The organism is Aquabacterium sp. (assembly GCF_044226965.1).
In the GTDB taxonomy this organism is placed as follows: domain Bacteria; phylum Pseudomonadota; class Gammaproteobacteria; order Burkholderiales; family Burkholderiaceae_C; genus Pseudaquabacterium.
Window position 1 is genome coordinate 58,336 of sequence record NZ_JBGAGA010000002.1, and the last position, 26,279, is coordinate 84,614.

19 protein-coding genes are annotated in these 26,279 nt (G+C 69.9%); 6 read left to right on the forward strand and 13 right to left on the reverse strand.

The genetic code is table 11. The features are described 5' to 3' along the window. Positions 1-22: 22 nt before the first annotated feature. From flgG to flgB, 7 genes are all read right to left on the reverse strand, one after another. Positions 23-805, reverse strand: a complete 783-nt coding sequence (gene flgG, locus ACILR4_RS01260) for a flagellar basal-body rod protein FlgG (protein WP_395698998.1) — start codon at positions 803-805, stop codon at positions 23-25. 109 nt (positions 806-914) lie between these two features. Beyond that, a complete protein-coding gene (locus ACILR4_RS01265) occupies positions 915-1,733 on the reverse strand; it encodes an acyl-CoA thioesterase (RefSeq protein ID WP_395698999.1) in 819 nt (272 codons plus the stop codon). 57 nt (positions 1,734-1,790) lie between these two features. After that, the gene (gene flgF / locus ACILR4_RS01270; protein ID WP_395699000.1) at positions 1,791-2,516 is read right to left on the reverse strand and encodes a flagellar basal-body rod protein FlgF; all 726 of its coding nucleotides are present in this window, start codon (positions 2,514-2,516) and stop codon (positions 1,791-1,793) included. Between the two features lie 25 nt (positions 2,517-2,541). Beyond that, the gene (gene flgE / locus ACILR4_RS01275) at positions 2,542-3,777 is read right to left on the reverse strand and encodes a flagellar hook protein FlgE (protein ID WP_395699001.1); all 1,236 of its coding nucleotides are present in this window, start codon (positions 3,775-3,777) and stop codon (positions 2,542-2,544) included. 60 nt (positions 3,778-3,837) lie between these two features. After that, on the reverse strand, positions 3,838-4,512 hold the full coding sequence (locus ACILR4_RS01280) for a flagellar hook assembly protein FlgD (RefSeq protein ID WP_395699002.1): 675 nt from the start codon (positions 4,510-4,512) through the stop codon (positions 3,838-3,840). A gap of 27 nt (positions 4,513-4,539) precedes the next feature. Next, positions 4,540-4,962, reverse strand: a complete 423-nt coding sequence (gene flgC, locus ACILR4_RS01285; RefSeq protein ID WP_395699003.1) for a flagellar basal body rod protein FlgC — start codon at positions 4,960-4,962, stop codon at positions 4,540-4,542. A gap of 22 nt (positions 4,963-4,984) precedes the next feature. After that, positions 4,985-5,395, reverse strand: a complete 411-nt coding sequence (gene flgB, locus ACILR4_RS01290) for a flagellar basal body rod protein FlgB (RefSeq protein ID WP_395699004.1) — start codon at positions 5,393-5,395, stop codon at positions 4,985-4,987. 171 nt (positions 5,396-5,566) lie between these two features. Here flgB and flgA point away from each other — a divergent pair, with 171 nt between their 5' ends. The 4 genes from flgA (at position 5,567) to ACILR4_RS01310 (ending at position 9,467) form a co-directional block, all read left to right on the forward strand. Beyond that, positions 5,567-6,313, forward strand: coding sequence for a flagellar basal body P-ring formation chaperone FlgA (gene flgA, locus ACILR4_RS01295; RefSeq protein WP_395699005.1), 747 nt, complete (start codon positions 5,567-5,569; stop codon positions 6,311-6,313). A gap of 161 nt (positions 6,314-6,474) precedes the next feature. Continuing rightward, the gene (flgM, locus tag ACILR4_RS01300) at positions 6,475-6,762 is read left to right on the forward strand and encodes a flagellar biosynthesis anti-sigma factor FlgM (RefSeq protein ID WP_395699006.1); all 288 of its coding nucleotides are present in this window, start codon (positions 6,475-6,477) and stop codon (positions 6,760-6,762) included. Between the two features lie 82 nt (positions 6,763-6,844). Beyond that, positions 6,845-7,249, forward strand: coding sequence for a hypothetical protein (locus tag ACILR4_RS01305; RefSeq protein WP_395699007.1), 405 nt, complete (start codon positions 6,845-6,847; stop codon positions 7,247-7,249). A gap of 253 nt (positions 7,250-7,502) precedes the next feature. Continuing rightward, positions 7,503-9,467 carry an ATP-binding protein gene (locus tag ACILR4_RS01310; protein WP_395699008.1) on the forward strand — a complete coding sequence of 655 codons (1,965 nt, stop codon included), beginning with the start codon at positions 7,503-7,505 and terminating at the stop codon, positions 9,465-9,467. Between the two features lie 19 nt (positions 9,468-9,486). Here the strand turns inward: ACILR4_RS01310 and ACILR4_RS01315 are convergent, their stop codons facing one another. From ACILR4_RS01315 to ACILR4_RS01340, 6 genes are all read right to left on the reverse strand, one after another. Next, complete coding sequence (locus ACILR4_RS01315; protein ID WP_395699009.1) at positions 9,487-9,996, reverse strand: hypothetical protein; 510 nt, start codon at positions 9,994-9,996, stop codon at positions 9,487-9,489. Positions 9,997-10,058: 62 nt separating this feature from the next. Then, positions 10,059-10,772 (reverse strand): RNA polymerase sigma factor FliA, encoded by a 714-nt coding sequence (locus ACILR4_RS01320; RefSeq protein ID WP_395699010.1) that lies wholly within the window; start codon positions 10,770-10,772, stop codon positions 10,059-10,061. Between the two features lie 20 nt (positions 10,773-10,792). Further along, positions 10,793-11,584, reverse strand: coding sequence for a MinD/ParA family protein (locus tag ACILR4_RS01325; RefSeq protein WP_395699011.1), 792 nt, complete (start codon positions 11,582-11,584; stop codon positions 10,793-10,795). Positions 11,585-11,636: 52 nt separating this feature from the next. After that, positions 11,637-13,199: a flagellar biosynthesis protein FlhF gene (flhF, locus tag ACILR4_RS01330; RefSeq protein ID WP_395699012.1), complete on the reverse strand. Its 1,563-nt coding sequence runs from the start codon at positions 13,197-13,199 to the stop codon at positions 11,637-11,639. After that, on the reverse strand, positions 13,196-15,322 hold the full coding sequence (gene flhA, locus ACILR4_RS01335; RefSeq protein ID WP_395699013.1) for a flagellar biosynthesis protein FlhA: 2,127 nt from the start codon (positions 15,320-15,322) through the stop codon (positions 13,196-13,198). Before flhA ends, flhF begins: the two co-directional genes overlap by 4 nt. A 93-nt stretch (positions 15,323-15,415) precedes the next feature. Beyond that, complete coding sequence (locus ACILR4_RS01340) at positions 15,416-16,576, reverse strand: flagellar biosynthesis protein FlhB (protein ID WP_395699014.1); 1,161 nt, start codon at positions 16,574-16,576, stop codon at positions 15,416-15,418. A 310-nt stretch (positions 16,577-16,886) separates the two neighbouring features. Between ACILR4_RS01340 and ACILR4_RS01345 the strand changes: the two genes are divergently transcribed. Together ACILR4_RS01345 and ACILR4_RS01350 are read left to right on the forward strand one after the other, a co-directional pair. Beyond that, the gene (locus tag ACILR4_RS01345) at positions 16,887-22,505 is read left to right on the forward strand and encodes a beta strand repeat-containing protein (RefSeq protein WP_395699015.1); all 5,619 of its coding nucleotides are present in this window, start codon (positions 16,887-16,889) and stop codon (positions 22,503-22,505) included. A 151-nt stretch (positions 22,506-22,656) separates the two neighbouring features. Continuing rightward, a complete protein-coding gene (locus ACILR4_RS01350; protein WP_395699016.1) occupies positions 22,657-26,226 on the forward strand; it encodes a beta strand repeat-containing protein in 3,570 nt (1,189 codons plus the stop codon). Positions 26,227-26,279: the final 53 nt, after the last annotated feature.

The window sequence follows — 26,279 nt, forward strand, 5'->3', positions numbered from 1 at the left end:
GCGCGGTCCGTGCGAGGTCAGGTCAGAGCTGCGCGAGCTTCTGCAGCATCTGGTCGGAGGTCGTGATGGCCTTGGAGTTGATCTCGTAGGCGCGCTGGGTCTGGATCATCGTGACCAGCTCCTCGACCATGTTCACGTTGCTGGTCTCGACGAAGTTCTGCGCCACCGAGCCCAGGCCGTTGGCCATCGGCGCGCCGGTGCTGGGGTTGCCCGAGGCGGCGGTCTCGACGAAGAGGTTCTCGCCACGCGGATCCAGGCCGGCCGGGTTCACGAAGGTCGCCAGCTGCAGCTGGCCCAGCGCCTGCGGTGCGGTCTGGTTCGGCAGCATGACCGAGACGGTGCCGTCGGTCGACACCGAGATCGATTGCGCATTGGCCGGCACCGTGATGCCGGGCTGCACCACGTAGCCGTTCTGCGTGACGATCTGGCCCTGCGCGCTGAGCTGGAACGAGCCGTCACGCGTGTAGGCGGTGGAGCCGTCGGGCATCGTCACCTGGAAGAAGCCCTGGCCCTTGATGGCCATGTCCAGCGAGTTGCCGGTCTGCTGCAGGTTGCCCTGGCTGAAGTTGCGGGCCATGCCGACCGCGCGCGTGCCCAGGCCCATCTGCAGGCCGGTGGGCAGCGCACTGCCCTCGGAGGTGTTGGCCCCGGCCTGGCGCAGGTTCTGGTACATCAGGTCCTCGAACACCGCGTGGCCGCGCTTGTACCCGTTGGTGCCGGTGTTGGCCAGGTTGTGCGCAATGGCGTCCAGCTGGGTTTGCTGGGCTTCCATGCCGGTCTTCGAGATCCACAGCGAACGCATCATGGCGACGCTCCTTCGGTCGTGATGCCATGATGATCCGCGCAACTTGAGGCCGGCGATGCCGCGAAAAGCGGCCGCGGAAGGCGCTATTCCGGCGCCATGTCCGGTCGCGCTATTCCTTGTAGTAGACGAGCTGGTGCGATGTGGCCAGCAGATCGCCGGCTTCGCTCCACAGTTGCGCGCTCTGGTCGAAGTAGCCGCGCCGGTAGCCCTGCGCCTGGGCCTGGCCCAGCAGGTAGCCGCTGCCGACGCGGTGCAGCTGGGCCGCATCGGCGTGGAAGTACACCGTCATCGTCACGGTGCCGATCGGCACGCGCATCGCGCGGCGGCGCCAGATGCGCGGGAAGAAGGCATCGCTGAGCGCGGTCAGCGAGGCATGGTCCAGCGGCCGCGGCGGCGCGTCGCGCAGCCACAGTCGGGTCAGGCTGCTGCCGTGGTCCTCGCCGTCCCATTCGGTCGGCAGGCTGCCTTCGACGAAGCGCATCTCGTAGCGCTCGAGCCAGGCCACGCCGCGCGCCGGGGCCTGCGGGCATTGCGCGGGCGCCGGCACCGCGGGCTTGCGCAGCTCGTCGCTGCCCCAGGTGTCGCGCCGCAGCGCGGTGAACACGGTGGCGCTGAGCTGGGTCTCGCCCTGCTGCTGCAGCTCCACCAGCCAGTGCTGGGTCGAGCGGTTGGTGCGCAGCGGCCGCGCGATGGCGGTGAACGGCCCATCGGCCAGCGCGGCACAGAAGTTGACGGTCAGCGCGGTGGGTTCGCCCAGGCGCTGCGGATGCTGCATGACCACCTGGAGCGCCTGCGCGGCACTGATGCCGCCATAGGGGCCCACCATGTTGGCGTAGGCCGGGCTGGTGTGGCCCAGCCAGCGTTCGTGGTCCTGCGGCTCGAGCGCGATCGCGCGGTCGAAGGGGTGGCGGGCATCGTCGGCGTTCATGCCGACATTCTGGGCGGCAGCGGCCGCCGCATCAGTCCGCAGGGCGACAGTCCGGGCTCAGCTCGCGCCGAGCAGCTTGGTCGCCGCCTGTTCCTTGTCCTGCGCGGTCTGCAGCATCTTCATCTGCTGCTCGAACTGGCGGGCGGCCGAGATCATCGCCACCATGCTCTCGATGGTGCTGACGTTGCTGCCCTCGAGCGCGCCATCCTGCAGGCGGGCGTTGGGGTCGGCGGGCAGCTCTTCGGCGGCACGCATCAGGCCGTCGGCGCCGCGCGTCAGCGGCGCCTCGGGCGTCACCAGCTTGAGCTTGCCCACCTGCTGCGGCCGGCCGGTGCTGCCGACCTTGGCCGTGATGGTGCCGTCCTCGCCGATGGCGTACTCGCCGTTGGCCGGCATCGTGATCGGTCCGCCATCGCCGATCACCGTCAGGCCGCTGCTGGTGGTCAGCAGGCCGTCGGCATTGATCTGCAGGTGGCCGGCACGGGTGTAGGCCTCGGTGCCGTCGGTGGCCTGCACCGCGAGCCAGGCCTTGCCCTGCATCGCGACGTCGAGGTTGCGGCCGGTGGCCTGCACCGGGCCGGCGTCGGGGTTGTAGCCCGGCGTCGACTCCAGCGTGTAGGCCCGCGTGCTGGCGCCCTGCCCCACCACCGGCACCGCGCGGAATGCCGCGAGCTCGGCCTTGAAGCCGGTGGTCGAGGCATTGGCCAGGTTGTGGGCCACGATGTCCTGGCGCTGCATCGTGGCCTTGGCCCCGCTCATCGCCAGGTAGATCATCCGATCCATGTCGCAGCCCCGCTCTCTTTACGAATTAGCGCAGGTTGACCAGGGTCTGCATGACCTGGTCTTCCGTCTTGATCGACTGCGCATTGGCCTGGTAGGCGCGCTGCGCGGTGATCATGTTCACCAGCTCGGCGGTCAGGTCGACGTTGGACTCTTCCAGCGCGCCGGCCTGCAGCATGCCGATGTTGCCGTCGCCCGGCTTGCCGACATTGGGGTCGCCCGACGCGAAGGTGGCGGCCCAGGCGTTGCCGCCCAGCGGCTGCAGGCCCTGCGGGTTGCGGAAGGTGGCCAGCATGATCTGGCCGGCGGCCTTCGACTGCCCGTTCGAGTACTGCGCCTTGATGATGCCGCTCTTGTCGATCGAGATGCCGGTCAGCTGGCCGGGGGCGTAGCCGTCCTGCGCCAGGTCGGTCACCGCATAGTTCGAGCCGAACTGCGTGGCCCCGTTCAGGTCCAGCGTCAGCCCGGTGATCGGCACCGAATTGCCGCCGGTGGTCAGCGGGATCGAGGCGATGTCGGGCACCGTGAACGAGGCCGGCGGCACCAGGGCCCCGGTGTTGGTGTCGAAGGCCAGCGAGGTCACCAGCGTCGGCGTGGTGCTGGCGCCGTCGAGCGACTTGCCGTTGACCGTGGCGTACACGTCCCAGGCATCGTCGGCGGTCTTCGAGAAGTAGTAGGTCAGCGCCATCTCCTGACCCTTGTTGTCGTAGATGGTGACCGAGGTGGCGTTGTTGTAGCTGGTGCTGTCGTTGGCGTCGATCGGCGTGGTCGTCGGCACGGCCAGGCGCGAATCGAGGTTCAGCTCCAGTTCCACCTTGGTGGTGGCCTTGGGGTCCACGCCCTTGGTCGGCAGGTTCAGCGGCGCCGGGGTGCCCTGGCCGGCCGGAATGCCCAGCAGCTTCTGGCCCGCGGCGTTGACGATGAAGCCTTCCTGGTTCAGCTGGAACTGGCCGTTGCGCGAGTACACCGGCGTGCCGCCCGCGTCGAGCTGGAAGAAGCCGTTGCCGTTGATCGCGAGGTCGAGCCCGCTCTCGGTGGTGGTGATGTTGCCCTGCGTGAAGCGCTGCGTCACCGCGGCCAGGTTCACGCCGATGCCGATGGCGCTGCCGGTGCCGCCGCCGCCGATGGCGTTGGCGTACATGTCGGCGAACTCGGCCCGCGAGGCCTTGGCACCAAACGTGTTGGCATTGGCAATGTTGTTGCCGATGACGCTGAGGTTCTTGCTGGTCGCGTTGAGGCCGGACAGGCCTTGCTGGAATGCCATGGTGGGCTCCTTCGGGGAATCGGGATTGCGTTGTGCTGCGGGCGGGTTTGGGGCGGCGGCCTAGCTCACGGCCTTCACGTCGCTGTAGGCCACGATGCCGTGCTTGAGGGTCTCGACCTTCAACTGCCCGCCTTCGGTGTAGACGGCGCCGACGGTGTCGGCCACCAGCGCGGTGCTGCCCACGGCCACGCCGCCGTTGGTGGCCGAGACCTCGAAGGTCAGGCCGGTGGCGTTGGCGTCGGGCGACTTCCAGGTGAAGCCGTGGCGGCCCTGGTCGACCGCGCCGAGCTTGACGGTGTCGATCAGCTTGCCGCCCTGGTCGTAGATCTTCACGTTCACCTGGTCGGCCGGGCCGGCCAGCTCGAAGCCGCCCGCGGTGCTGCCGTCCTTGGCCAGCTGCAGCTCCTTGCCGGGCACCAGCACGTTCTTGCCGACCAGCGAAGCCGCCTCGAGCGACTGCGACTGCAGCAGCATGGTGTTCATGCTGGTGATGCTCTTGTTCAGGTCGTCGATGCCGGTGACGGTGGAGATCTGCGCCATCTGCGTCGTGATCTGCGCGTTGTCCATCGGGTTGAGCGGATCCTGGTTCTGCATCTGCGTGACCAGCAGCTTCAGGAAGCGGTCGCTCTGCTCGGTGGCCGAGTTCGGCGCGGCCGTCTTGGTGGTGCTGGTGACCGGCGTCGGCGGCGCCTTCGCCGTGGTGTCGACGGTGCTGAAGTCAAACGTGGAGGCCATGGATGTTCCCGAGGTTCAGCGTGCCGATCACGACTGGCCGAGCTGCAGCGTCTTCAGCAGCAGGCTCTTGGCCGTGTTCATCACTTCGATGTTGTTCTGGTACGAGCGCGAGGCCGAGATCATGTTGACCATCTCCTCGACCGGATTGACGTTGCTGTAGGTCACGTAGCCCTGCGCATCGGCGGCCGGGTGCTTGGGGTCGTGCACGCGGCGTCCGGGCGAATCGTCCTCGCGCACGGTGGACACGCGCACGCCGGCGGCGGGCGACGCGCCATCGGCCGTCTCGCCCATCAGCACGGTCTGGAACACCACCTGGCGCGCCTTGTAGGCCTGGCCGTCGGGGCCGGCCACCGTGTCGGCGTTGGCGAGGTTCGAGGCCACGGCGTTGAGCCGCTGCGACTGCGCGCTGACCGCGCTGCCCGATACGTCGAAGATCTGGAACATGCTCATCGCCGCGGCTCCTGCAGGTCAATCAACCCTGGCTCGGGTTGCGCATCGCCTCGGTGAGGTTGCGCACGTGGTTGTTGATGAAGCGCAGCGTGGCTTCGTACTTCACCGCGTTCTCGGCGAAGGCGGCACGCTCGCGGTCCAGGTCGACCGTGTTGCGGTCCAGGCTGTCCTGCGGACCGGTGGCGTACAGCAGCTCGTTGTCGCTGGCCGCGCCGGCGGCCACGCTCATGTGGCCGGCATGGGTCGTGGTCATCGCGCCGGGCACCGGCAGCGCGCCGGTGGCCTGCTGCAGCGCCTTGCCGAAGTCCATGTCCCGCGCCTGGTAGCCGGGCGTGTCCGCGTTCGCGATGTTGCTGGCGATCAGGCGCTGGCGCTCGGCACGCAGCATCAGTGCCTGGGCGTGGAAATCGAGCGGGGAGATCGTGCTGGACATGGTGGCGTGCGGGGCGGCGCGAGGTTGCTGGAAGGCCGAGGGCAGCGGATGAGGGTTTCGATGCCAGGCATTCTGGGCAAGCGCCCGCCGGACATGAGCCGGAAAAGGGGCCCTGCAACCGCCCAATTCGCGCCACTGCGGCTGGGCCTGCGGCCTCAGCATCGCGGGGTGATGAAGATCGCCCTGCCCCTGCCCCGCGCGCCCGTCGCACTCGCCTGTGCGCTCGCCTGCGCGACCGCCGTGCTGCTGCCGCTGCCGGCCCGCGCCGAAGGTGTCGATGCCGGCCTGGCCGAGCAGCTCCAGCGCCTGGCCAGCCATTCGGCCACCCAGGCGCTGGGCAACCACCAGGATGGGCCGCCGGTGCGCGTCGAAGTCGAACTGGGCCAGCTGGACCCGCGACTGAAGCTCGCGCCGTGCGAACAGATCCAGCCCTACCTGCCGGGCGGCGCACGGCCGGTGGGCCGCACCCGCATCGGCCTGCGCTGCGTGCAGGGGGCGGTGCGCTGGAACGTCTACCTGCCGGTGACGGTCAGGCTCTTCGGCCAGGCCCTGGTGACCGAGAGCGCGCTGCCCGCCGGCACGCTGCTGGAAGCGCGCCACCTGCACTTCGCCGAGGTCGACCTTGCGGCCAGCGCCGACCCCGCCATCACCACCGGCGCGCTGGCCATCGGCCGCACGCTGGCACGGCCGCTCGCCGCCGGCGAGACCCTGCGCCGCACCGACCTGCGTGCGCGCCAGTTCTTCAATGCCGGCGACGTGGTGCGGGTGGTGGCCGTGGGTGCCGGCTATGCCGTGAGTGCCGAGGGCCAGGCGGTGACGCCGGGCATCGAAGGCCAGCCGGCCCGCGTGAAGGTCGAATCGGGCCGTGTGCTCAGCGGCACGCCCACCGGCAATCGGCGCGTGGAGCTGGCACTTTGATCAGTTGCATCACAATGGCGGGCGCTGAAGGGCTCTGCCCCCCGCGAACCGGGGATCGGATGAAAAGAATGTGCGAAAGCCCTAAAGTCCCGTTATTGCGGGCCGATACCCCGAGCATGTCTCAGGGCAACGCTAGGTGACCCGCCCTGTTGGAGTCCACCATGAAGATCGGTTCAATCGAAAACAAGGCGATCACACCCGCCGTCACCGACCGCAAGTCGGCCTCGCCCAAGCCCGCTGGCGGCTCGGCCGAGCCCAGCGCCAAGGTCGAGCTGTCGGCCGGTGCCCTGCTGGGCGCCGGTGGCACTGACGCGGTGTTCGATGCGGACAAGGTCAAGCGCATCTCGGACGCCATCCGCGACGGCAAGTTCCAGGTCAATCCCGAGGCGATTGCCGACAAGCTGATCGCCAACGCGCACGAACTGCTGGCACCGAAGTCGCGCGGTTGAAGCCGCGGCCGATGGCGCTGCAGGCCATCACCCGCCTCGACCGAGTTCCCTGTCCCCCGATTGCATTCACGGCCATACCGCAATGATCACCACGCACAACGAGCAGCAGGCCCTGGCGCAGACTTGCGAGCTGGAATCGGCGGTGGCCCATGTCGAGCAAGGCCTGGCCTTCCTGGCCGAATCGTTGCGCGAGCGCGACGCGCGCGCGGTCGAATCGCGGGCCAATGAATTGCATCGCGCCCTGGCGGCCGCGGTGCAGCGCTTCATGCATGCGGCCCGCCACGGCGGCGTGCCCGAGCCGATGCGCCGCCGACTCGCACGCGCCAGCGCGCAGGTTGCGCTGCAGCGCGAAACCCTGGCCCGCGCCACTGCGGCCCTCGATCGCGCGATCGATGTGCTGATGCCCGACAGCACACCCGGCAACGCGTTGTACGGCGCCCGCGGGCTGCCCGATTCGCCGCTGCGCGGCGGCTCGCTGCAGGCCTGAGCAGGCCCTCGCCGCCGCGCCCGGCGCGCGCGGTCTTCCCGGTGCGACGCTGCGCACCGCTGCCCCCGGTACAAAACTCCGATTGCCCTCGTCCGCGACGCAAGGCACACTCAGCCTCGACCCCGTACATTCCGAAACGTCGTTCTAGGCCTCACGGCCAAGCCCGGCGACAAAAAGAGGTCGTTGATTGGGAATCGCAGTTCTTCGGCCGCGCACGCGGCCCGATGCCACATTGCACGCTGAAGGCGAAACTTTGCCGTGGTCCGAGACCGCGGCGCCATCGGCCACTGACACCGGCTCCAGCCGCCGCATTCGTCGCCTCGTGTTCGTGCTGGGGCTGGCGTGCCTGGCCAGCGCCGTGCTGGCGCTGATCTGGCTGATGCCGGTGCTGGCCGATGACGGCGCGGACGCCGCCACGCTGCGCCGCCACCTCGCCCCCAGCCTGCTGGCCGGCGGCACCTGCGTGCTGCTGCTGGCGGCGCTGGCCACGGCGCTGTGGCGCTCGCAGCGCGTGGCGGCCAACACGCTGCGCCAGACCGTCAACGAGCTGCGCCGCGGCACCTGGGAATCGGCGGTCGCCGGCCTGCGCGAACCGCGCCGTGCGGTGCCCTCGGCCTTCGGCGACCTGGCCACGCAGGTCGAAGGCGTGCTCGGCGAGTCCGAGCGCCGCTGGCGCGCGCGCGCCGAGCTGTCGACCGACTGGTACTGGGAGATCGACGCGCGCTACCGGCTCTCCTCACTGTCGGCCGATGCGCCCATCGCCAAGCCCGCGGGCCGCGCGCTGGGCGACCTGCTGGGCCGCCGGCACGACGAGCTCGGCTTCTGCCAGCCGCCGGCCATGGGCTGGCACGGCTTCCACGACCTGCTGGAACGGCAGGAACCCTTTCGCGACATCGAGATGGCCGTCAGCGGCCTGGGCGAACGCGCGCAGGGCTGGGTGGCGCTCAGCGGCCGCCCGCGCTTCCACCGCGACGGCAGCTTTGCCGGCTACGAGGGCGTGGCGCGCGACATCACCGCGTCGAAGGAAGCCTTCCGCCGGCTGCAGGCCAGCGAGCAGCGCTATGCGGTGATGGCCGGGCTCTCGTCCGACTGGTACTGGGTCACCGATGCCGAGCACCGCTTTCCGCCGCCCTCGCCCGAGCTGCTGCGCCGCTTCGGCAGCATGGCGCAGCGCCAGGTCGGCAAGACGCACTGGGAAGCCTATGCCGATGCGCTGACGCCCGAGCAGTGGGAGGCCCACCGCCGCGAGGTGGACGCGCGCCAGCCCTTTCGCGCGCTGGAGTTCGCGGTGCAGCGCGACGACGGGCGCACCATCTGGCTGTCGCTGGCCGGCGCCCCCCGCTTCGACGAACACGGGGACTTCATCGGTTATCACGGCGTCGGCCGCGACATCACGCTGCGCAAGATGACCGAGCAGATGCTGGTGCAGCACAACCACGAACTGCAGCTGGCCGTGACGGCCCGCACCCGCGAGCTGGAGCTGGCCAACCGCGACCTCGACGCCTTCGGCCGCCAGCTGGCGCACGAGCTGCGCACGCCCATCGGCCATGTGCAGGGCCTGGCCGACCTGCTGCGCCAGCGCCTGGGCGACCGGCTGCAGCCCGGCGAGAGCGAACTGCTCGACCTGCAGTCGCGTGCCGCGCACGAGATGCTGGTGACGCTGGAAGCCCTGCTCGAGCTGGCACGTTCCTCCAGCGCGGCGATCGAGCGCCAGGCGGTGGACCTGGGCGGGCTGGCGCAGGACGTGATTGCCAGCCTGCCGGCCATGGAGCGTGCCGCGCCGGTGAAATGGGACATCCAGCCCGGGCTGGTGGTGTGGGCCTCGCCGCCGCAGCTGCGCATCGTGCTGCAGAACCTGCTGGGCAATGCCGCGAAGTTCACGCGCCGCACGCTGCAGCCCGAGGTGCGGCTCAGCGGCATGCGGGACGAGGACGGTCAGCTCACGATCACCATCGCCGACAACGGTGCCGGCTTCGGCCCCGACCAGGCGCGCCGGCTGTTCCAGCCCTTCCAGCGCCTGCATCGCCACGACGAGTTCGACGGCACCGGCATCGGCCTGACCATCGTGCAGCGCATCGTGCAGCGGCACGGCGGCAGCATCAGCGCACGGGGCGAGCCCGGCGTCGGGGCCACCTTCGAATTCACGCTGGGTCAGCGCGAATCGTCACGGCCCGAACCGATCACCGTGCCCGACCGCCTGCCCCAGGTGATGCTGTAGGCAGGCGCTGCGGGGGCTGTCAGTACACCCCGCCCTTGCGGTAGACCTGCTGGCAGGCCGGCGACCGGCCTTCGGGCCGCTCGACGAAACGCTGCACGATCTGGCGCGTCGGCGGCTCGCTGCGCAGTTCGTAGATGGCCACGTCGCAGTCCTGCTCGCGCCACGAGAAGAACACCTCGTAGGCCTTGCCCGCCTGGAAGACATGGTTCCAGGCCACCGCGCAGCGCTGCGCCGAATCGGACTCCGAGCCCTGCCCGACGAACAGTCCGTGCACCGGCTGGCCGGCATCGACCGTGGTCTCGGGGTACTGGCCCGCGTACTGGATGCGCGCCACCTCGCGCTCGCCGCTGCGGCAGCTGGCATCGGCATAGGTGAACAGCCGCACCGGGCGCACGGCATCGGTGGCCAGCCGCAGGCGGGCGTGGGGCCCGCTGGGCGGCACGGGCGGCGGCGGGGGCTCGGGTTTCGTCGGGGTGCCGCACGACGCGACGAGCGCGGCGAGCAGAATGGCCAGGATGCGCGTGTTCATGCCCGGCATCGTACCGGGCCGGCGCGCGGTGTCAGCTCACCATTCGCGCAGGCGGCTGCGCACTACCACTCGCGCAGCCTGCTCCGCAGGCGGGCAATGCTCTGGCTGTGCAGCTGGCACACGCGGCTCTCGGTCACGCCGAGCACCGCGGCGATTTCCTTCAGGTTCATGTCGTGCTCGTAGTACATGCTCATCACGTACTGCTCGCGCTCGGGCAGGTTCTTGATGGCCTCCACCAGCGCCGCGCGCATGCGGTGGTCGTTCAGCAGCGACAGCGGATTGCTGGACTCGTCGGCGACATGGCGGTCCAGGTAGTCGTCGTCGCCGTCGTCGCCGGTCATGTCCTCCAGGTACACCAGCTGGGTGCCGCGCACCTTGCTCAGCAGTTCCTGGTAGTCGATGAGCGACAGGCCCATCTCCTTGGCAATCTCGCTCTCGTTGGGCGCGCGCCCGAGCTTCTGCTCCAGCTTGTGCACGGCGGCCTCGATCGAGCGCTGGTGGCGGCGGTCGCCACGGCTCATCCAGTCGCTGCCGCGCAGCTCGTCGAGCATCGCGCCGCGGATGCGCTGCGTCGCGAAGGTCTCGAACTGCACGCCCTGCGCGGAATCGAAGCGGGTCAGCGCGTCCGACAGGCCGATCATGCCGACCTGGATCAGGTCGTCGATCTCCACATTGGCCGGCAGCTTGGCGATCATCTGGTGCGCAAGCCGGCGCACCAGCGGGCTGTACTGCTTGAGCATCGCGTTGGCGTCGAGGCGGCCTTTGGCGGTGTACATGGATCGAGGCTCCGGACAGGTCAGTTCGCGTGGGCGGCAGCCATCCGGTACGCCTGCGGCGCCCGGGCCGCTGGCACCAGGGAATGGGATTCGTGGGTGAGGTCGTCGCCGCTGCGCAGCTGCGCGGCGGCCAGCCGCCGCAGTTCAGGCGGCAGCGGCTCGTCGTCGTCGACCAGCGGATCGGCCAGCGCCCAGTCGGACAGCGCGGCACCGAGGAAGCGGTCGGCACAGTCGGCCAGCCGTTCGGCGATGCGCGGCACGCGCGGCGAGGCACCGTCGGCGGCCACCAGCAGGTCGTAGGCCATCACGCCCAGCCGCTGCGTCAGCAGCTTCATCGACGCGTAGGCATGGGTCAGGCTCTCGGGATGATCGGCCGCCTGCAGGATGGGACGCGGCAGGCGGTGTGCGAACAGGCGGGCGATGTCGGACGCGCCGGCATGCACCAGCACCACGTCGGCGCGCGGGGCGGCGTCGGCCACCGCGGTCAGGAAGCCGCTGGTCGCGCCCCGGGCGTCGAGGTAGCGCATCGGCAGGCCGCGCGCGGCCAGGTACGAGACATCGGCCGACAGCGGTTCGATGCAGGCCGAGAGATCGACCTGCGCCAGCTCGTGCGCGGCGCTGGCCGTGTCGGCCGCGTCGACCACCAGCGTGTGCAGCTGGCTTGCAGCGAACGCGGCGCACAGGCGCTCCATCGACACGCCGCCGAAGGCCACGTGCGGGTTGTGCACCAGCGGCACGAAACGCCGGCGCCGTGCCGCGAACAGCTGGCGCAGGCCGTGGGCCTGGTCGAGCGGAGCGTGGCGGCTGTTCATGTGGAAATCGTGCATGTCTCGAGTGGACGTGTTTTTCGGACGTTATCTCTGATCAGGCATGCGCGGCCGCGCTGGTGACCGCATGGCGGCCCGCGAAGATCAGGTTGATCTCGCCGGCATCCAGCCGCCAGGAGGAGCCGCCACCGCCGCGCAGCGCGCGCTGCACCAGCGCCTGCGCCGACAAGCGGTGCCAGTCTTCGGGCACCCGCTGGCCGTTGGCCACGCCCACCACCTTGCACTTGTGGCGGATCACCGCGTCGAGCGCGGGGCCGAGCTTGACGGCCTCGTCCAGCTTGCTGATCACGATGCCGCGGCAGGAGGCGGCGTTGTAGGCCGTCATCACGTCTTCCACCGTCTCGCCCTGCGCGGCGGCGTTCACCACCAGCAGCTTCTGGATCGAGCGGTGCGACAGCATGTCCAGCAGTTCGCGGGTGCGGCTGTCGCGCTGGGCCATGCCGGCGGTGTCGATCAGCACCATCTTCTTGCCCGCCAGCAGCTCCAGCAGGTCTTCCAGCGAGGCGCGGTCGTGCGCGGTGTGCACCGGCACGCCGAGGATGCGGCCGTAGGTGCGCAGCTGTTCGTGGGCCGCGACGCGGTAGGCGTCCAGCGTGATCAGGCCGAGGTTCGCGGCGCCATGCTTGGTGGCGAAGGCGGCGGCGATCTTGGCGGTGGAGGTGGTCTTGCCGACACCGGTGGAGCCGATCAGCGCGAACACGCCGCCCTGGTCCTCGATCGCGGCCTCGTTCTCGTCGGTGAGCACATTGCGCTCGAGGATGCTGGCGGCCCAGGCCATCTCGTCGCTCGCGTCCGCCGGCAGGCTGGCCACCAGCTTGCGGATCAGCGCGGGCGACAGGCCGCTGTCGAGCAGGCGCTGCGACAGCTCGGCCTGGCGCGGGTTGCGCTGCAGCTTCTCCATGAAGGCCAGCATGCCGAAGCGCTCTTCGATCAGGTTCTTCATCGAGCGCAGTTCGCCGAGCATCTCGTTGCGCTCGCGCTGCACGGCCGCAGCGCTCAGGTCCACGCGCGGCGCGGGCTCGGGCTCGGCCAGGCGCACTTCGTCGCGCAGCACCGGAATCTCGCGGCGCGCGGCCGGGGCCGGCGCGGCGGCGGCACGCGCGGCGGCTTGCGGCGCGGCGGCCGGGGCCGCGGCGCGCGGGGCGGCTTGCGCCGCCGCCATGCGCGGCGTGCCTTGCGGTGCGCCGGCAGCGCTTTGTTCCAGCTCGGCCTGGCGGCGCTTCAACATGCGTTCGCGCACGTAGTCCTGGAAGGTCAGCGTGCTCATGCCCAGCGCCTCGACATCCTTCTCGACACCGGCGTCCAGCGGCGACTCCATGCGCGGCTCGATGCGCTCGCGCGCGGCGCGCTGCGCCAGCGTGGGCCTGGGTTCGGCGGCGCGGGCGCGCGGCGCGGCCTGCGCGGCGCGCACCGGCGCGGTCTGCGCGGCGGCCTGCTCGATCTGCGCCAGGCCGTCCGGCGCCATCGCCAGCACCTCGACGCCCTCGGCACCGGGCCGGGTGGACAGCACGATCGCGTCCTCGCCCAGGGCCTGCTTCACGAGCGCGAGCGCATCGCGCGAGGTCTTGCCGGTGAAGCGCTTGACTTGGGGAGTGGTCATGTCGTGCCTCCGATGATCGAGCCGATCCGGATCGAGTGGGTCTCAGGAATCTCGCTGTGGCCCAGCACCTTCAGGCGCGGGGCGGAACGCTTGAGCAGGCGGGCCATCGGCGCGCGGATCAGGTCCGGCACCAGCAGGCAGGCCGGGTGGCCCATGTCTTCGGCGCGGCGCGCGGTGTTCGCGGCCTCGCGGGTCAGCGTGTCGGCGACACCGGGGTCCAGCGCTGCGCCGTGCGGCGAGGTCAGCGCCTGGGTCACCAGGCGTTCGAGTTCGGGGTCCATCGCGATCACGTCGAGCTCGCGCGTCGGGCCGTAGATCTGCTGCACGATCACCGGCGCCAGGTGGATGCGGATGCGGCGGGCCAGTTCGCCCGGGTCGGTCACCGTGGCGGCATGCTCGGCCAGGCATTCGACGATCGAGCGCATGTCGCGGATGTGCACGCCCTCTTCCAGCAGCAGCTGGAGGACTTTTTGCACCGCGGCGATACCGACCATCTTGGGAATCACGTCTTCGATGAGCTTGGGGGCGAGCTTGGTGACATGCTCGACCAGCTGTTGCGTCTCCACGCGGCCCAGCAGCTTGGCGGCATTCACCTGCATCAAGTGTGAAAGATGGGTCGCCACCACGGTCGAGCAATCAACGACCGTAAACCCATTCATTTGGGCCATCTCGCGCTGCCGCTCCTCGATCCACACCGCGGGCAGGCCGAAGGCCGGGTCGGTGGTGGCGGTGCCGGGCAGCTTGATGGTGGCGCCGCCGGGGTTGATGGCCAGGAACATGCCCGGGAAGGCCTCGCCCTCGCCCACCACGGCGCCGCGCAGCATCACGCGGTACAGGCTGGGCTTGAGTTCCAGGTTGTCGCGGATGTGCACCGGCGGCGGCAGGAAGCCGACCTCCTGCGCGAACTTCTTGCGCACGCCCTTGATGCGGCTGAGCAGGTCGCCCTGGCGTTCCTTGTCGACCAGCGCGATCAGCCGGTAGCCCACTTCCAGGCCCAGCGTGTCCACCGGCTGCAGGTCGTCCCAGCTGGCCTCGGCATTGGCCGGCGGCTCGGCCCGCGCGGGCAGCGCCGGAGCCTCGGCGGCCTTCTTCTGCTGCTTGGCCATCCACCAGGCGCCGTAGCCGATGCCCGACGAGAGCATCAGGAACACCACGTGCGGCATGCCCGGGATGACCCCCAGCGCGCCGATGATGCCGGCGGTGATGGCCAGCGCCTTCGGGCTGGAGAAGACCTGCTTGCGGATCTGGCTGCCGATGTCGGTTTCCTTGCCGACGCGCGACACCACCATCGCCGCGGCCACCGAGATCAGCAGCGCGGGAATCTGCGCCACCAGCGCGTCGCCGACGGCCAGCAGGATGTAGCTCTCGGCCGCCTGGCCGGCCGACAGCGCATGCTGGGCCACGCCGATGACAAAGCCGCCGATGATGTTGATGACCAGGATCAGGATGCCGGCGATGGCGTCGCCGCGCACGAACTTGCTGGCACCGTCCATGGAGCCGAAGAACTCGGCTTCCTCGCCCACCTCGATGCGGCGGCGCTTGGCTTCCTTCTCGTCGATCAGGCCGGCGTTCAGGTCGGCGTCGATCGCCATCTGCTTGCCGGGCATCGCGTCCAGGGTGAAGCGCGCGCCGACCTCGGCGATGCGCTCGGCGCCCTTGGTGACGACGATGAAGTTGATGACCACCAGGATCGCGAACACGATCAGGCCGACCGCGAAGTTGCCGCCGATCAGGAAGTGGCCGAAGGATTCGATCACCTTGCCGGCCGCGCCGGTGCCGGTGTGGCCTTCCATCAGCACCACGCGGGTCGATGCCACGTTGAGCGACAGGCGCAGCAGCGTGGTCACCAGCAGGATGGTGGGGAACGCGGCGAAGTCCAGCGGCCGCACCATGTTGGCGGCCACCAGCATCACCATCAGCGCCAGCGCGATGTTGAAGGTGAAGAACAGGTCCAGCGCGAACGGCGGCAGCGGCAGCACCATCATCGCCAGCACCATGACGATGAACAGCGGCAGCACCATCATCGCCAGCACCATGACGATGAACAACGGTGCCATCAGCGCCTTCAGCACGCCGGCCCGGGGGCCGACGAGCGATTGCAGTTGGGCAAGGAATCCGTTCATGGAGCGGGATTGTTTCCGGCCCCGCCGAAATCTTTAGCGCGAAAAGCGGGGAGAAAGGCCGGCTAAAGCGGCGGTCCCCTCACCGGCGGCGGCTCACCCCGCGTCGGGCTCTTCGGCCGCCTTCGGCTTGTTGTGCGGGTCCAGGTCCTCGGGCACCACCACCTGCGGCAGTTCGCGCGGCGGCGCGCCGCGGCCGGTGGCCGCCGCCCGCAGCTGGTAGACATAGGCCAGCACCTGGGCCACGGCCTGGAACAGGCGCGAGGGCACTTCCTGGTCGACCTCGGTGTGGGCATACAGCGCGCGCGCCAGGGCCGGCGACTCGAGCACCGGCACCTTGTTCTCGCGCGCGATGTCGCGGATGCGCAGCGCCAGCAGGTCGGCGCCCTTGGCGGTGACGCGCGGCGCGCTCATCGTGCCGTCCTCGTACTTCAGCGCCACCGCGTAGTGGGTCGGGTTCATCACCACCAGGTCGGCCTTGGGCACCGCGGCGAGCATGCGCTTCTTGGCCATCTCGCGCATGCGCGCCTTGACCTTGGCCTTGACCTCCACGTTCCCTTCGGCGTCCTTGTGCTCCTGCTTCATTTCCTGGTGGCTCATCTTCAGCCGCTTCAGGACCATGAAGCGCTGCAGCGGCACGTCGATCACCGCAAACACCACCAGCGCCAGCAGCAGCAGCACCAGGCCGCCCAGCAGCGTGGCCTGCACATGGCCAAGCGCGCGCGGCAGCGGCATCGCCAGCGCGTCGTGGAAGTCGCCCAGGTGGCCAACCAGGTAGAAGCCGCCGATGGTGCCCAGCACCAGCGCCAGCGCGCAGGCCTTGCCCACCTGCGCCAGCTGTTCGCCCGAGACCATGCGGCCCAGGCCGGACAGCGGGTTGAGCTTGCCGAAGTTCGGCGCCAGCGGCTTGAGCGTGAAGTTCCAGCCGCCGGCGGCAATGCCCGAGGCCACCGCCAGCCCGATGCCGATGGCGCCCAGCGGCAGCAGCACCAGCAGCCAGGCCCAGGTCAGCTCGGCCAGGCGATGCGTCAGCACGTCGGGCCGGGCCAGGAACTGCGCGTCGAAGCGCAGGCCGGTGCCCAGCAGGCGCAGCAGCCAGCCGCCGAGCATCGGCGCAAAGGCCACCAGGATCGCGCCGCCGCCGCCCACGATGGCCAGGTGCGCCAGGTCGCGCGAACGGGCCACCTGCCCGTCTTCACGGGCCTTGCGGATCTTTCTTTCTGAGGCGGGAAGGTTGCGGTCCTGTGCGTCGGCCATGGCTCATCGCGCGGTGCGCCTGATGCGCCCGCACACCCCCGATGCTGCCGGCCCGGCGTGCGAAACAGCGCGAAAAAAGCGACGCGAATCGGGCCGTATTCGTTCGCGCGCGGCCGGCCGGCGGCCGAAAACGGCAAATAAGTCGGCTTTTGGCCGCCAGATCGGGTCGCGGCTCAAGTTCCCCAACCCCGGCCCGATAACCCGACGAAGGCTGGTTTGAAGCACGTCCAGCCGCCCGAACGACCGACCCGAACGATCCGACTGACCGACCAGCACCCGCTGACCAGTTACCGCCACAAGGAAGACGACCATGGCAACGACCATTCCGAGCAAGACCACGACTGAAATCGCGGCGCTGACCACGACGGAAATCGCGGCATTGACGACGGAAGACTGGGCAGCGTTCAGCGCCGCACAGGTCACGGCCCTGCAGGCCAGCCAGATGCCGGCGGTCTCGACCAGCGGCCTGCGGGTGCTGGACGCCACGCGGCTGGCAGCACTGGACACGACCGACCTGGTGGCGCTGTCGGTCACGCAGCTGAATGCGTTGACGACGACGCAGGTCGATTCGCTGACGACCTCACAGTTCAACGCGCTGACGCCGACGCTGTTCTCCGGCCTCACGACCAGCCAGCTGCATGCCATCGGCGCAGCCGACCTGGCGGCGGTGGGCACCAGCTCGCTGGCCGCGCTGAGCGCCACGCAGGTCGGCAAGCTGCTGGCCGATTCGGTCAACGGCATGTCGACCACCCAGCTGACGTCGCTGGGTGCCACGCAGCTGGCCGGCCTGACCAGCTCGCAGGTGGCCGGCCTGTCCAACAGCAACCTGGCCGCGTTCACCACCACCCAGTACAGCGAGCTCAGCACCACGCAGCTGCGCTCGATCACCGCAGCCCAAGTCGTCGCGCTGGAAACCAGTGACCTGGCCGCACTCGGCAACTCGCAGCTCGCCGGCTTCAACACGACGCAGATGGATGCGTTCTCGACGACGCAGCTGGCGGCCTTCAGCGCCTCGCAATTCGGCGCCTTCAGCAGCTCGCAGCTGCGGGCGCTGTCGGCGGCCGATTTCGCCACCGTCGGCACCAGCCAGATCGCCGGCCTGAGCACCAGCCAGGTGGGCGCGCTCACCGCCGCGCAGGTCGACGGCATGACGACCACGCAGCTGTCCGCGCTGGGCACCAACGTGGCCGCCCTGAACTCGGCCCAGCTGGCCGGCCTGGGCACCACCGAGCTGAATTCGCTGTCCACCACGCAGTTCGCCGCCTTCCGCAGCTCGCAGCTGGCCTCGCTGACCGCCTCGCAGGTCGGCGCGCTCGAAACCAGCGACCTGGCCGCGCTGGGCACGAGCCAGGTGCGCGGCTTCACGACCACGCAGATGGACGCCTTCACGACCAGCCAGCTGGACGCGCTGAGCGACACGCAGTGGAGCGCCTTCACCACCACGCAGCTGCGCGGCATTTCCGCCGCCGACATGGCCACGGTGAGCACCACGCACCTGGTGGCGCTGGGCACCGGCCAGATCGCCGGCCTGACGACCACGCAGGTCGACGGCCTGGTCACCAACCAGCTGGTGGCGTTGAGCGCCGGCCAGGTGGGCGCATTTACCAGCGCCCAGCTGCGCGCATTGGACTCGAATGACCTGAACAGCTTCACGACCTCGCAGTTCGCGGGCATGAAGACCTCGCAGCTCGGCGCGCTGACCACCACGCAGATGGCCGGCCTGGAAACCGCCGACCTGAACGCGCTGAGCACCGCGCAGATCCGCGCCTTCAACAGCGCGCAGATCGATGCGATGACCACGGCCCAGCTGGCCGCGCTGTCGACCACGTTGGTCGGCGCGCTGACCAGCGCGGAAGTCCGCGGCCTCTCGACCACCGACCTGGCCGCGCTGGGCACCACCTTCCTGGCCGGCCTGTCGACCGCGCAGATCGCCGGCCTGTCGACCTCGCAGGTCGAGGGCCTGGGCACCGACCAGCTGTCGGCGCTGAGCACCGGCCAGGTGGCCGCCTTGACCAGCGCCCAACTGCGTGCGCTGGATTCGAACGACCTGGACAGCTTCACGACCACGCAGTTCGCGTCGATGAAGACCTCGCAGCTCGCCGCGCTGACGACCACCCAGGTCGCCGGCCTGGAAACGGCCGACCTGGCCGTCCTGAGCACCGCGCAGCTGCGTGCCTTCAGCTCGGCGCAGACGCTGGCCATGACCAGCGCCGAACTCGCCGCGCTGAGCACCACGCAACTGGCCGCGCTGAGCTCGGCCCAGATCCGCGGCCTGGACACCACCGATGTCTCGACGCTGGGCACCACCCAGCTGGCCGCGCTGACCACCGGCCAGATCGCCAGCCTGACGACGGCGCAACTGGATTCGCTGGACACCAACCAGCTGGTGGCGCTGACGACTGGCCAGGTGGCCGCGCTGACCAGCGCGCAGCTGCGCAGCATGGGCACGACCGATCTCGACGCCTTCACGACGACCCAGTTCGCCGCGATGAAGAGCTCGCAGATCGCCGCGCTGACGACGGCGCAGATCGCCGGACTGGAAACGGACGACGTGGTCGCGCTGAGCACGTCGCAGATCCGTGCCATGACCACTGCGCAGGTCGCCTCGCTGACCTTCGGCACCAGCTCCGCGCTGGAAGCGATGTCGACGACGCAGATCGCCGCCTTCAGCAGCTCGCAGATCCGTGCGTTGAACACCACCGCCTTCTCGGCTTTCAACTCGAACGAGATTCCCTCGCTGACGACCGCCCAGGTGGCCTCGCTCACCACGGCGCAGCTTGACGCGCTCGACGCCACGCGGCTCGGCTACTTCTCCACCACGCAGATCGGTGCGCTCACCTCCGCGCAGCTGCGCTCGCTGTCGACAACCAGCCTCGACGCGCTGACGACCACGGAGTTCGCCGCGCTGAAGACCTCGCAGATCGCCGCGCTCACGACCACGCAGGTGGCCAACCTCGAGACCAGCGACCTGGCTGTGCTCGGCACCGCGCAGATCCGTGCCTTCTCGACCGCGCAGATCAATGCGATGAGCAGCGCCGAGCTGAACGCGCTGACGACCACGCAGTTCGCCGCGCTCACCAGCTCGCAGCTGCGCGGCCTGTCGACCACCGACCTGGCCGACATCAGCACCACCAACTTCGCCGCGCTGACCAGCGGCCAGATCGCCGGCCTCACCACCGTGCAGATCGACAGCCTGACGACCAACCAGCTCGTCGCGCTGACCACCGGCCAGCTGATCGGCCTGAACAGCGTGCAGCTGCGTGCCCTGGGCACGACCGAGCTCGACGCGCTGACCACCACGCAGTTCGCCGCGATGACCAGCGGCCAGCTCGGCGCGCTGACCACCACGCAGGTGGCCAACCTCGAGACCAATGACCTCGTCGTGCTGAGCACGGCGCAGCTGCACGGCTTCAGCAGTGCCCAGGTGGCCGCGATGAGCAGCGCCGAACTCGGCGCGCTGTCGACGACGCAGCTCGCCGCGCTCGGCACCGCGCAGACGCGCGGCATCGAGACCAGCGACCTGTCCTCGCTGAGCACCACGCAGATCGCCGCGCTGACCAGCGGCCAGATCGGCGCGCTGACCACCGCGCAGGTCGACTCGCTGACCACGAACCAGCTCGTCGCGATGAGCACCGGCCAGGTGGCCGCGCTCAACAGCGCCCAGCTGCGCGTGCTGCCCACCGACGACCTGAACGCCTTCACGACGACGCAGTTCGCCGCGATGAAGACCTCGCAGATCGCCGCGCTGACGACGACGCAGGTGGTCAACCTCGAGACCAACGACGTCGCCGCGATGACGACGGCCGAGTGGGCCGCCTTCACCACCGCGCAGGTCAATGCGCTGGCCTTCGGCACCGCCAATGGCCCGGCCGGCCTGTTCGACGATGAAGCCGCCTACCTGTCCAAGTTCGGCACGGCGCAGATCCGCGCGCTGTCGAGCACGCTGCTCAACGGCTTCGGCACCTCGCACATCCAGGCGCTGAGCACGGCGCAGATCGCCGCGATGACCTCGACGCAGCTGGACGTCTTCAGCGGCACCACCGACCTGCAGGCCTTCACGACCGCCCAGCTGCACGCGTTCACCACCGCGCAGATGAAGGCGTTCAACGAGCTCGACCTGGCCGACTTCTCGACCACGCAGATCCAGGCGCTGAGCACCTCGCAGATCGGCGCGCTCGACGGCGCGGTGATCGGCGCGCTCGGCACCAACGTGATCGCCGCGCTGTCGACCGCGCAGATCCGTGGCCTGACCTCGGCCCAGGTGGATGACCTGACCGCCACGCAGCTCAATGCGATGTCCACCGCCCAGGTGGCCGCGCTGACCAGCTCGCAGATGCGCCGCCTCGACCCGACCGACCTGGGCCAGATGGACACCACCCACATCGCCGCGCTCAGCACGGCGGCGGTGGCCGGCATCAACACCACGCAGATCCAGTCCCTGAGCACCACCCAGCTGCAGTCGCTGACCACGGCCGAAGTGGCCGCCATCGCCACCGCTTCGCTGCGTATCCTGGGCACCTCCGAGCTGGATGCGCTGACGACGACGCAGTTCGCCGCACTGACCACCGGCCAGATCGCCGGCCTGTCGGTGACCCAGGTGAACAACCTCGAGACCAGCGACCTGGCCGCACTGAGCAGCGCGCAGATGCGCGGCTTCACGACGGCGCACATCGTCGCGATGTCCACCACCGAGCTGAGCTCGCTGACGACCGCGCAGCTCAGCGGCCTGGGCACCGCGCAGGTGGCCGCGATCACGACGACGCAGTTCGCCGCGCTCGACACCACCGACCTCGGCGCCTTCACCAGCGCGCAATGGCATGCGGTGAGCACCGGCGACATCGCCGCGCTGGACACCATGCACATCGCCGCGCTGATGACCGATGACCTGCAGGCGCTGAGCGCCGCGCAGCTCAACGCGATGGGCACCACCGGCTTCAACGCGCTGACGACGTCGCAGTTCGCCGCGCTGACCACCGGCCAGATCCACGGCCTGGGCACGACGATGATCGAGTCGCTGTCGACCAACGACATCGTCGCCTTCACCACCGCCGAGATCCGGGCGCTGACGACGGCGCAGATCCATGCCTTCACCACCACCCAGGTGCAGGCGCTGGAAACCAGCGACATCGCGGCGATGACGACGAGCCAGATCCAGGGCTTCGAGTCGGCCGACATCCAGGCGATGAGCGGCGCGCAGCTCTCGGCCCTGCTCAGCGTGACCCCGCTGGTGCTGGACCTCGACGGCAACGGCGTCACCACCCAGGCCATCGGCCAGGGCGCGGTGTTCGACCTGACCGGCTCGGGCCATGCCACGCAAGTGAGCTGGGTCGGCGGCAAGGACGGCCTGCTGGTGATGGACCGCAACGGCGACGGCCTGATCAACGACGGCCGCGAGCTGTTCGGTGCCGTCACGCCGCTGGCCGATGGCAGCCGCGCCGGCAACGGCTTCAACGCCCTGGCCGCGCTGGACACCAACCACGACGGCATCATCAACGCCGCCGACGCGCAGTTCAACCAGCTGCGGGTGTGGGTCGACGCCAACCACAACGGCCGCACCGACGCCGGTGAGCTGAAGACGCTGGCCGAGCTGCACATCACCAGCCTGAACCTGGCCCACACCGCCAGCGACAAGGTGGACCACGGCAATGCCGTGGGCCTGGTGTCCAGCTACACCACCGACGACGGCAAGACGCACGAGATGGCCGACGTGTGGTTCCAGCGCCAGAACGGCAGCGGCAACGCCAGCAGCGACGCGCCCACCGCGGCCGACCTGCTGGCCCCGGCACCGGCCGAGCTGCTGGGCAGCACGGCCAGCGTGGCAGCCACGCCGTCGCCGAGCACCGAGCACCAGGCCCACGCCGCCGTGATGCCGGGCCACCGCACCGCGATGGAAGAAGAGCTGCTGCGCAACCACCAGCCGCTCATGTAAGCGACCTGTCCTCCGGCCTGCTCGCCATTGGCAGGCACCTGCGCCGAGCATCGCCCGAATAGCGGGAATGTTCGGCGCTTTTTTTCGTGATCGGCCGCCGCCAGCCGTGCTGGCCGCTCAAGGCCCGTGTCATCGCAGTCGATAAGACCGCATGGCCTCCTCGATCCCCAGCAAGAGCACCACCGAGATCGCGGCACTGACCACGACCGAGGTGGCCGCGCTCACCACGCAGGACTGGGTGGCCTTCAGCGCCGAGCAGATCGTCGCGATCACCGAAACCCAGGTCCCGTACATCTCGACCGCCGGCATCCGCGTGCTCAGCGGCGCGCAACTGGCGGCGCTGGACACCAGCGACCTGGTGCTGCTGTCGGCCAGCCAGTTCAATGCCATCGGTTCGTCGCAGATCAGCGGCCTGAGCGCGGGCCAGTTCGCCGCGCTGACGCCGGCGCTGGTGGGCAGCCTGACGACCACGCAGATGCGCGGCATGGCAGCGGACGACCTCGGCGCCATCGGCACCACCGCGTTCGGGTCCTTCAGCGCCGCGCAGCTCGGCATGCTGAGCGCCAGCGCCGCGGCCGGCCTCGGCTCCGACCAGATGGGCGCGATGAGCGCCGCGCAGCTGGCCGGCCTGGGCAGCACGCAGATCCGCGCGCTCGGCGTCGACAGCCTCAACGGCCTGAGTGCGGCCAACTTCGCCGCGCTGCGCAGCTCGCAGATCGCCGCGCTCACCACCACGCAGCTGGGCTCGCTGGAAGTGGCCGACGTCGAGGCGCTGGGCACCGGCCAGATCCGCGCGCTCACCACCGCGCAGGTGGCCAGCCTGTCCTTCGTGCCGCTGGTGGGCAACACCAGCACGATGGACGCGCTGAGCGAGGCGCAGATCGGCGCCTTCAGCTCCTCGCAGATCCGCGCGCTGGCACCCGACGTGATCGGCGCCTTCAACTCGAACGAGATTCCCGCGCTGGGCACCGCGCAGGTGGCCGCGCTCACCACCACGCAGCTGGCGGCGCTGGACGCCACGCAGCTGGCCAGCCTGGGCGGCGCGCAGGTGGCGGCGCTGACCAGCACGCAACTGCGCGCGCTGGATTCGAGCGTGCTCGACGGGCTGACGACGACGCAGTTCGCGGCGCTGCGCAGCTCGCAGATCGCCGCCCTCGCCACCAGCCAGGTGGCCGGGCTGGAGACCGGCGATCTGGCCGTGCTGTCGAGCGCGCAGATCCGCGGCTTCACCAGCGCGCAGATCGACGCGCTGGACACCACGCAGCTCGCGGCGCTGAGCACCACGCAGTTCGCCGCCTTCACCACCTCGCAGATCCGCGCGATCTCCACCGCCGACTTCGCCGCGCTGGGCACCACCGTGCTGGCGGCGCTGGGCACCGGCCAGATCGCCGCGTTCAGCACCACGCAGTTCGACGCGCTGGGCACCACGCAGCTGGTGGCGCTGGGCACCGCGCAGGTGGCCGCGCTGACCAGTGCGCAACTGGCCACGCTGAGCAGTGGCGAGCTCGACGCCTTCGGCACCAGCCAGTTCGCCGCGCTGCGCAGCTCGCAGCTGGCCAGCCTGTCGACCAGCCAGGTGGCCGGACTCGAGACCACCGACCTGGCCGCGCTCTCCACCGCGCAGATCCGCGCCTTCAGCAGCGTGCAGATCGCCGCGCTCACCAGCGCCGAGCTGGCCGCGCTGAGCTCTTCGCAACTGGCCGCGTTCAGCAGCTCGCAAACGCGCAGCCTGGACAGCGGCGACATCGCCTCGCTGGGCACCAGCTCGCTGGCGGTGCTGTCGAGCTCGCAGATCGCTGCGCTGTCGACCGCGCAGCTCGACGCACTGTCCACCACCCAGCTGGTCAGCCTGAGCACCACCCAGGTGGCCGCGCTCACCAGCGTGCAGCTGCGCAGCCTGGACACCGCCGACCTCGACGCACTGACCACCACGCAGTTCGCCGCGCTGCGCAGCTCGCAGATCGCCGCGCTGACGACCACGCAGGTGGACAAGCTCGAAACGGCCGACCTCGCGGCGCTGAGCACCGCGCAGATCCGCAGCTTCAGCAGCGCACAGATCGACGCCTTCGGCACCGCGTCGCTGAGCGCGCTGTCCAGCAGCCAGCTTGGCGCGCTGACCAGCGGCCAGCTGCGCGCCATCGGCAGCACCGAACTCGGCGCGCTGGGCACGACGACCCTCGCCGCCTTCGGCAGCGGCCAGATCGCCGCGCTGACGACCGGGCAGGTCACCGGCTTCGACAGCGTGCAGCTGATGGCCCTGTCCACCGCCCAGGTGGCGGCCTTCACCAGCCTGCAGCTGCGCGCGCTGGATTCGACCCACCTGGACGCACTGACGACCACGCAGTTCGCCGCCCTGCGCAGCTCGCAGATCGCCGCGCTGACGGCCACGCAGGCCGCCAGCCTGGAGACCAGCGACCTGGCGGTGCTGGGCAGCGCGCAGATCCGCGGCTTCAGCACCGCGGCCATCGCGGCCTTCGAGACCAGCGAGCTCGCCGCCTTCAGCTCGGCGCAATGGGCCGGCTTCAGCACCGCGCAGGTCCTGGCGCTCACCACCACCCAGGTGGCGGCCTTCGACTCGGCCGACTTCGCGGCGATGAGCAGCTCGCAGATCCGCGCACTCGGCACCGACGACATCGCGGCGATGAGCAGCGCGCAGCTGGTGGCCTTCGACACCACGCACATCGCAATGCTCACCACGGCCCAGCTCAATGCGCTGGGCTCGGCCGACCTGAACGCGCTGACGACCACGCAGTTCGCCGCGCTGACGACCGGCCAGGTCGCCGGCCTGTCGACCAGCTACATCGCGACGCTGGAAACCGCCGACATCGCGGCGATGACAACGGCTGAAATACGCGGCCTCACCACCGCCCAGATCCAGGCTTTCACGACCACGCAGATCCAGGCGCTGGAAACTGCCGACATCGCGGCGATGACCACCGCGCAGATCCGCGCCTTCGACACCGCCGACATCCAGGCGATGAGCGGCGAACAGCTGAGCGCGCTGCTGCACGTGACGCCGCTGGTGCTGGACCTGGACGGCAACGGCGTGACGACGCAGGCCATCGGCGCCGGCGCGGTGTTCGACCTGACCGGTACCGGCCATGCCACGCAGGTCGGCTGGGTCGGCGGACACGACGGCCTGCTGGCACTGGACCGCAACCACGACGGCCTCATCAACGACGGCCGCGAACTCTTCGGCGCGGTGACGCCGCTGCTGGACGGCCACCGCGCCGGCAACGGCTTCAATGCGCTGGCCGCGCTGGACAGCAACCACGACGGCATCATCAGCGCCGCCGACCGGCAGTTCCACGACCTGAAGGTGTGGGTCGATGCCAACCACGACGGCCGCACCGACCCCGGCGAGCTGAAGACGCTGAAGGAGCTGGGCATCGTCAGCCTGAACCTCGCGCACACCGAGAGCGACCGCGAGGAGCATGGCAACGGCATCGGCCTGATCGGCAGCTACACCACCGCAGACGGCAAGGCGCACGAGATGGCGGACGTGTGGCTAACGCGCGAAGCGAGCGCCACGGCAGGCACCGGCAGCGAGCCGCCGCCCGGCGCTGCCGACCTGCTGGCCGCACCGGCCGATGCATTGCCGGGCCTGGCCGGCGACAGCGCCGCGCACACCGCGGCAACGACCGAAGTCCCTGCAGCGCCGATGAAACACACGCTGCCGCTCGACGAGGAATTGCAACGACACGGGCATGTGCTGCTTTGATGATGTCCGCCGGTTGCGATGCGTTGCAATCGCGGCCGACCAAAGTCAATAGC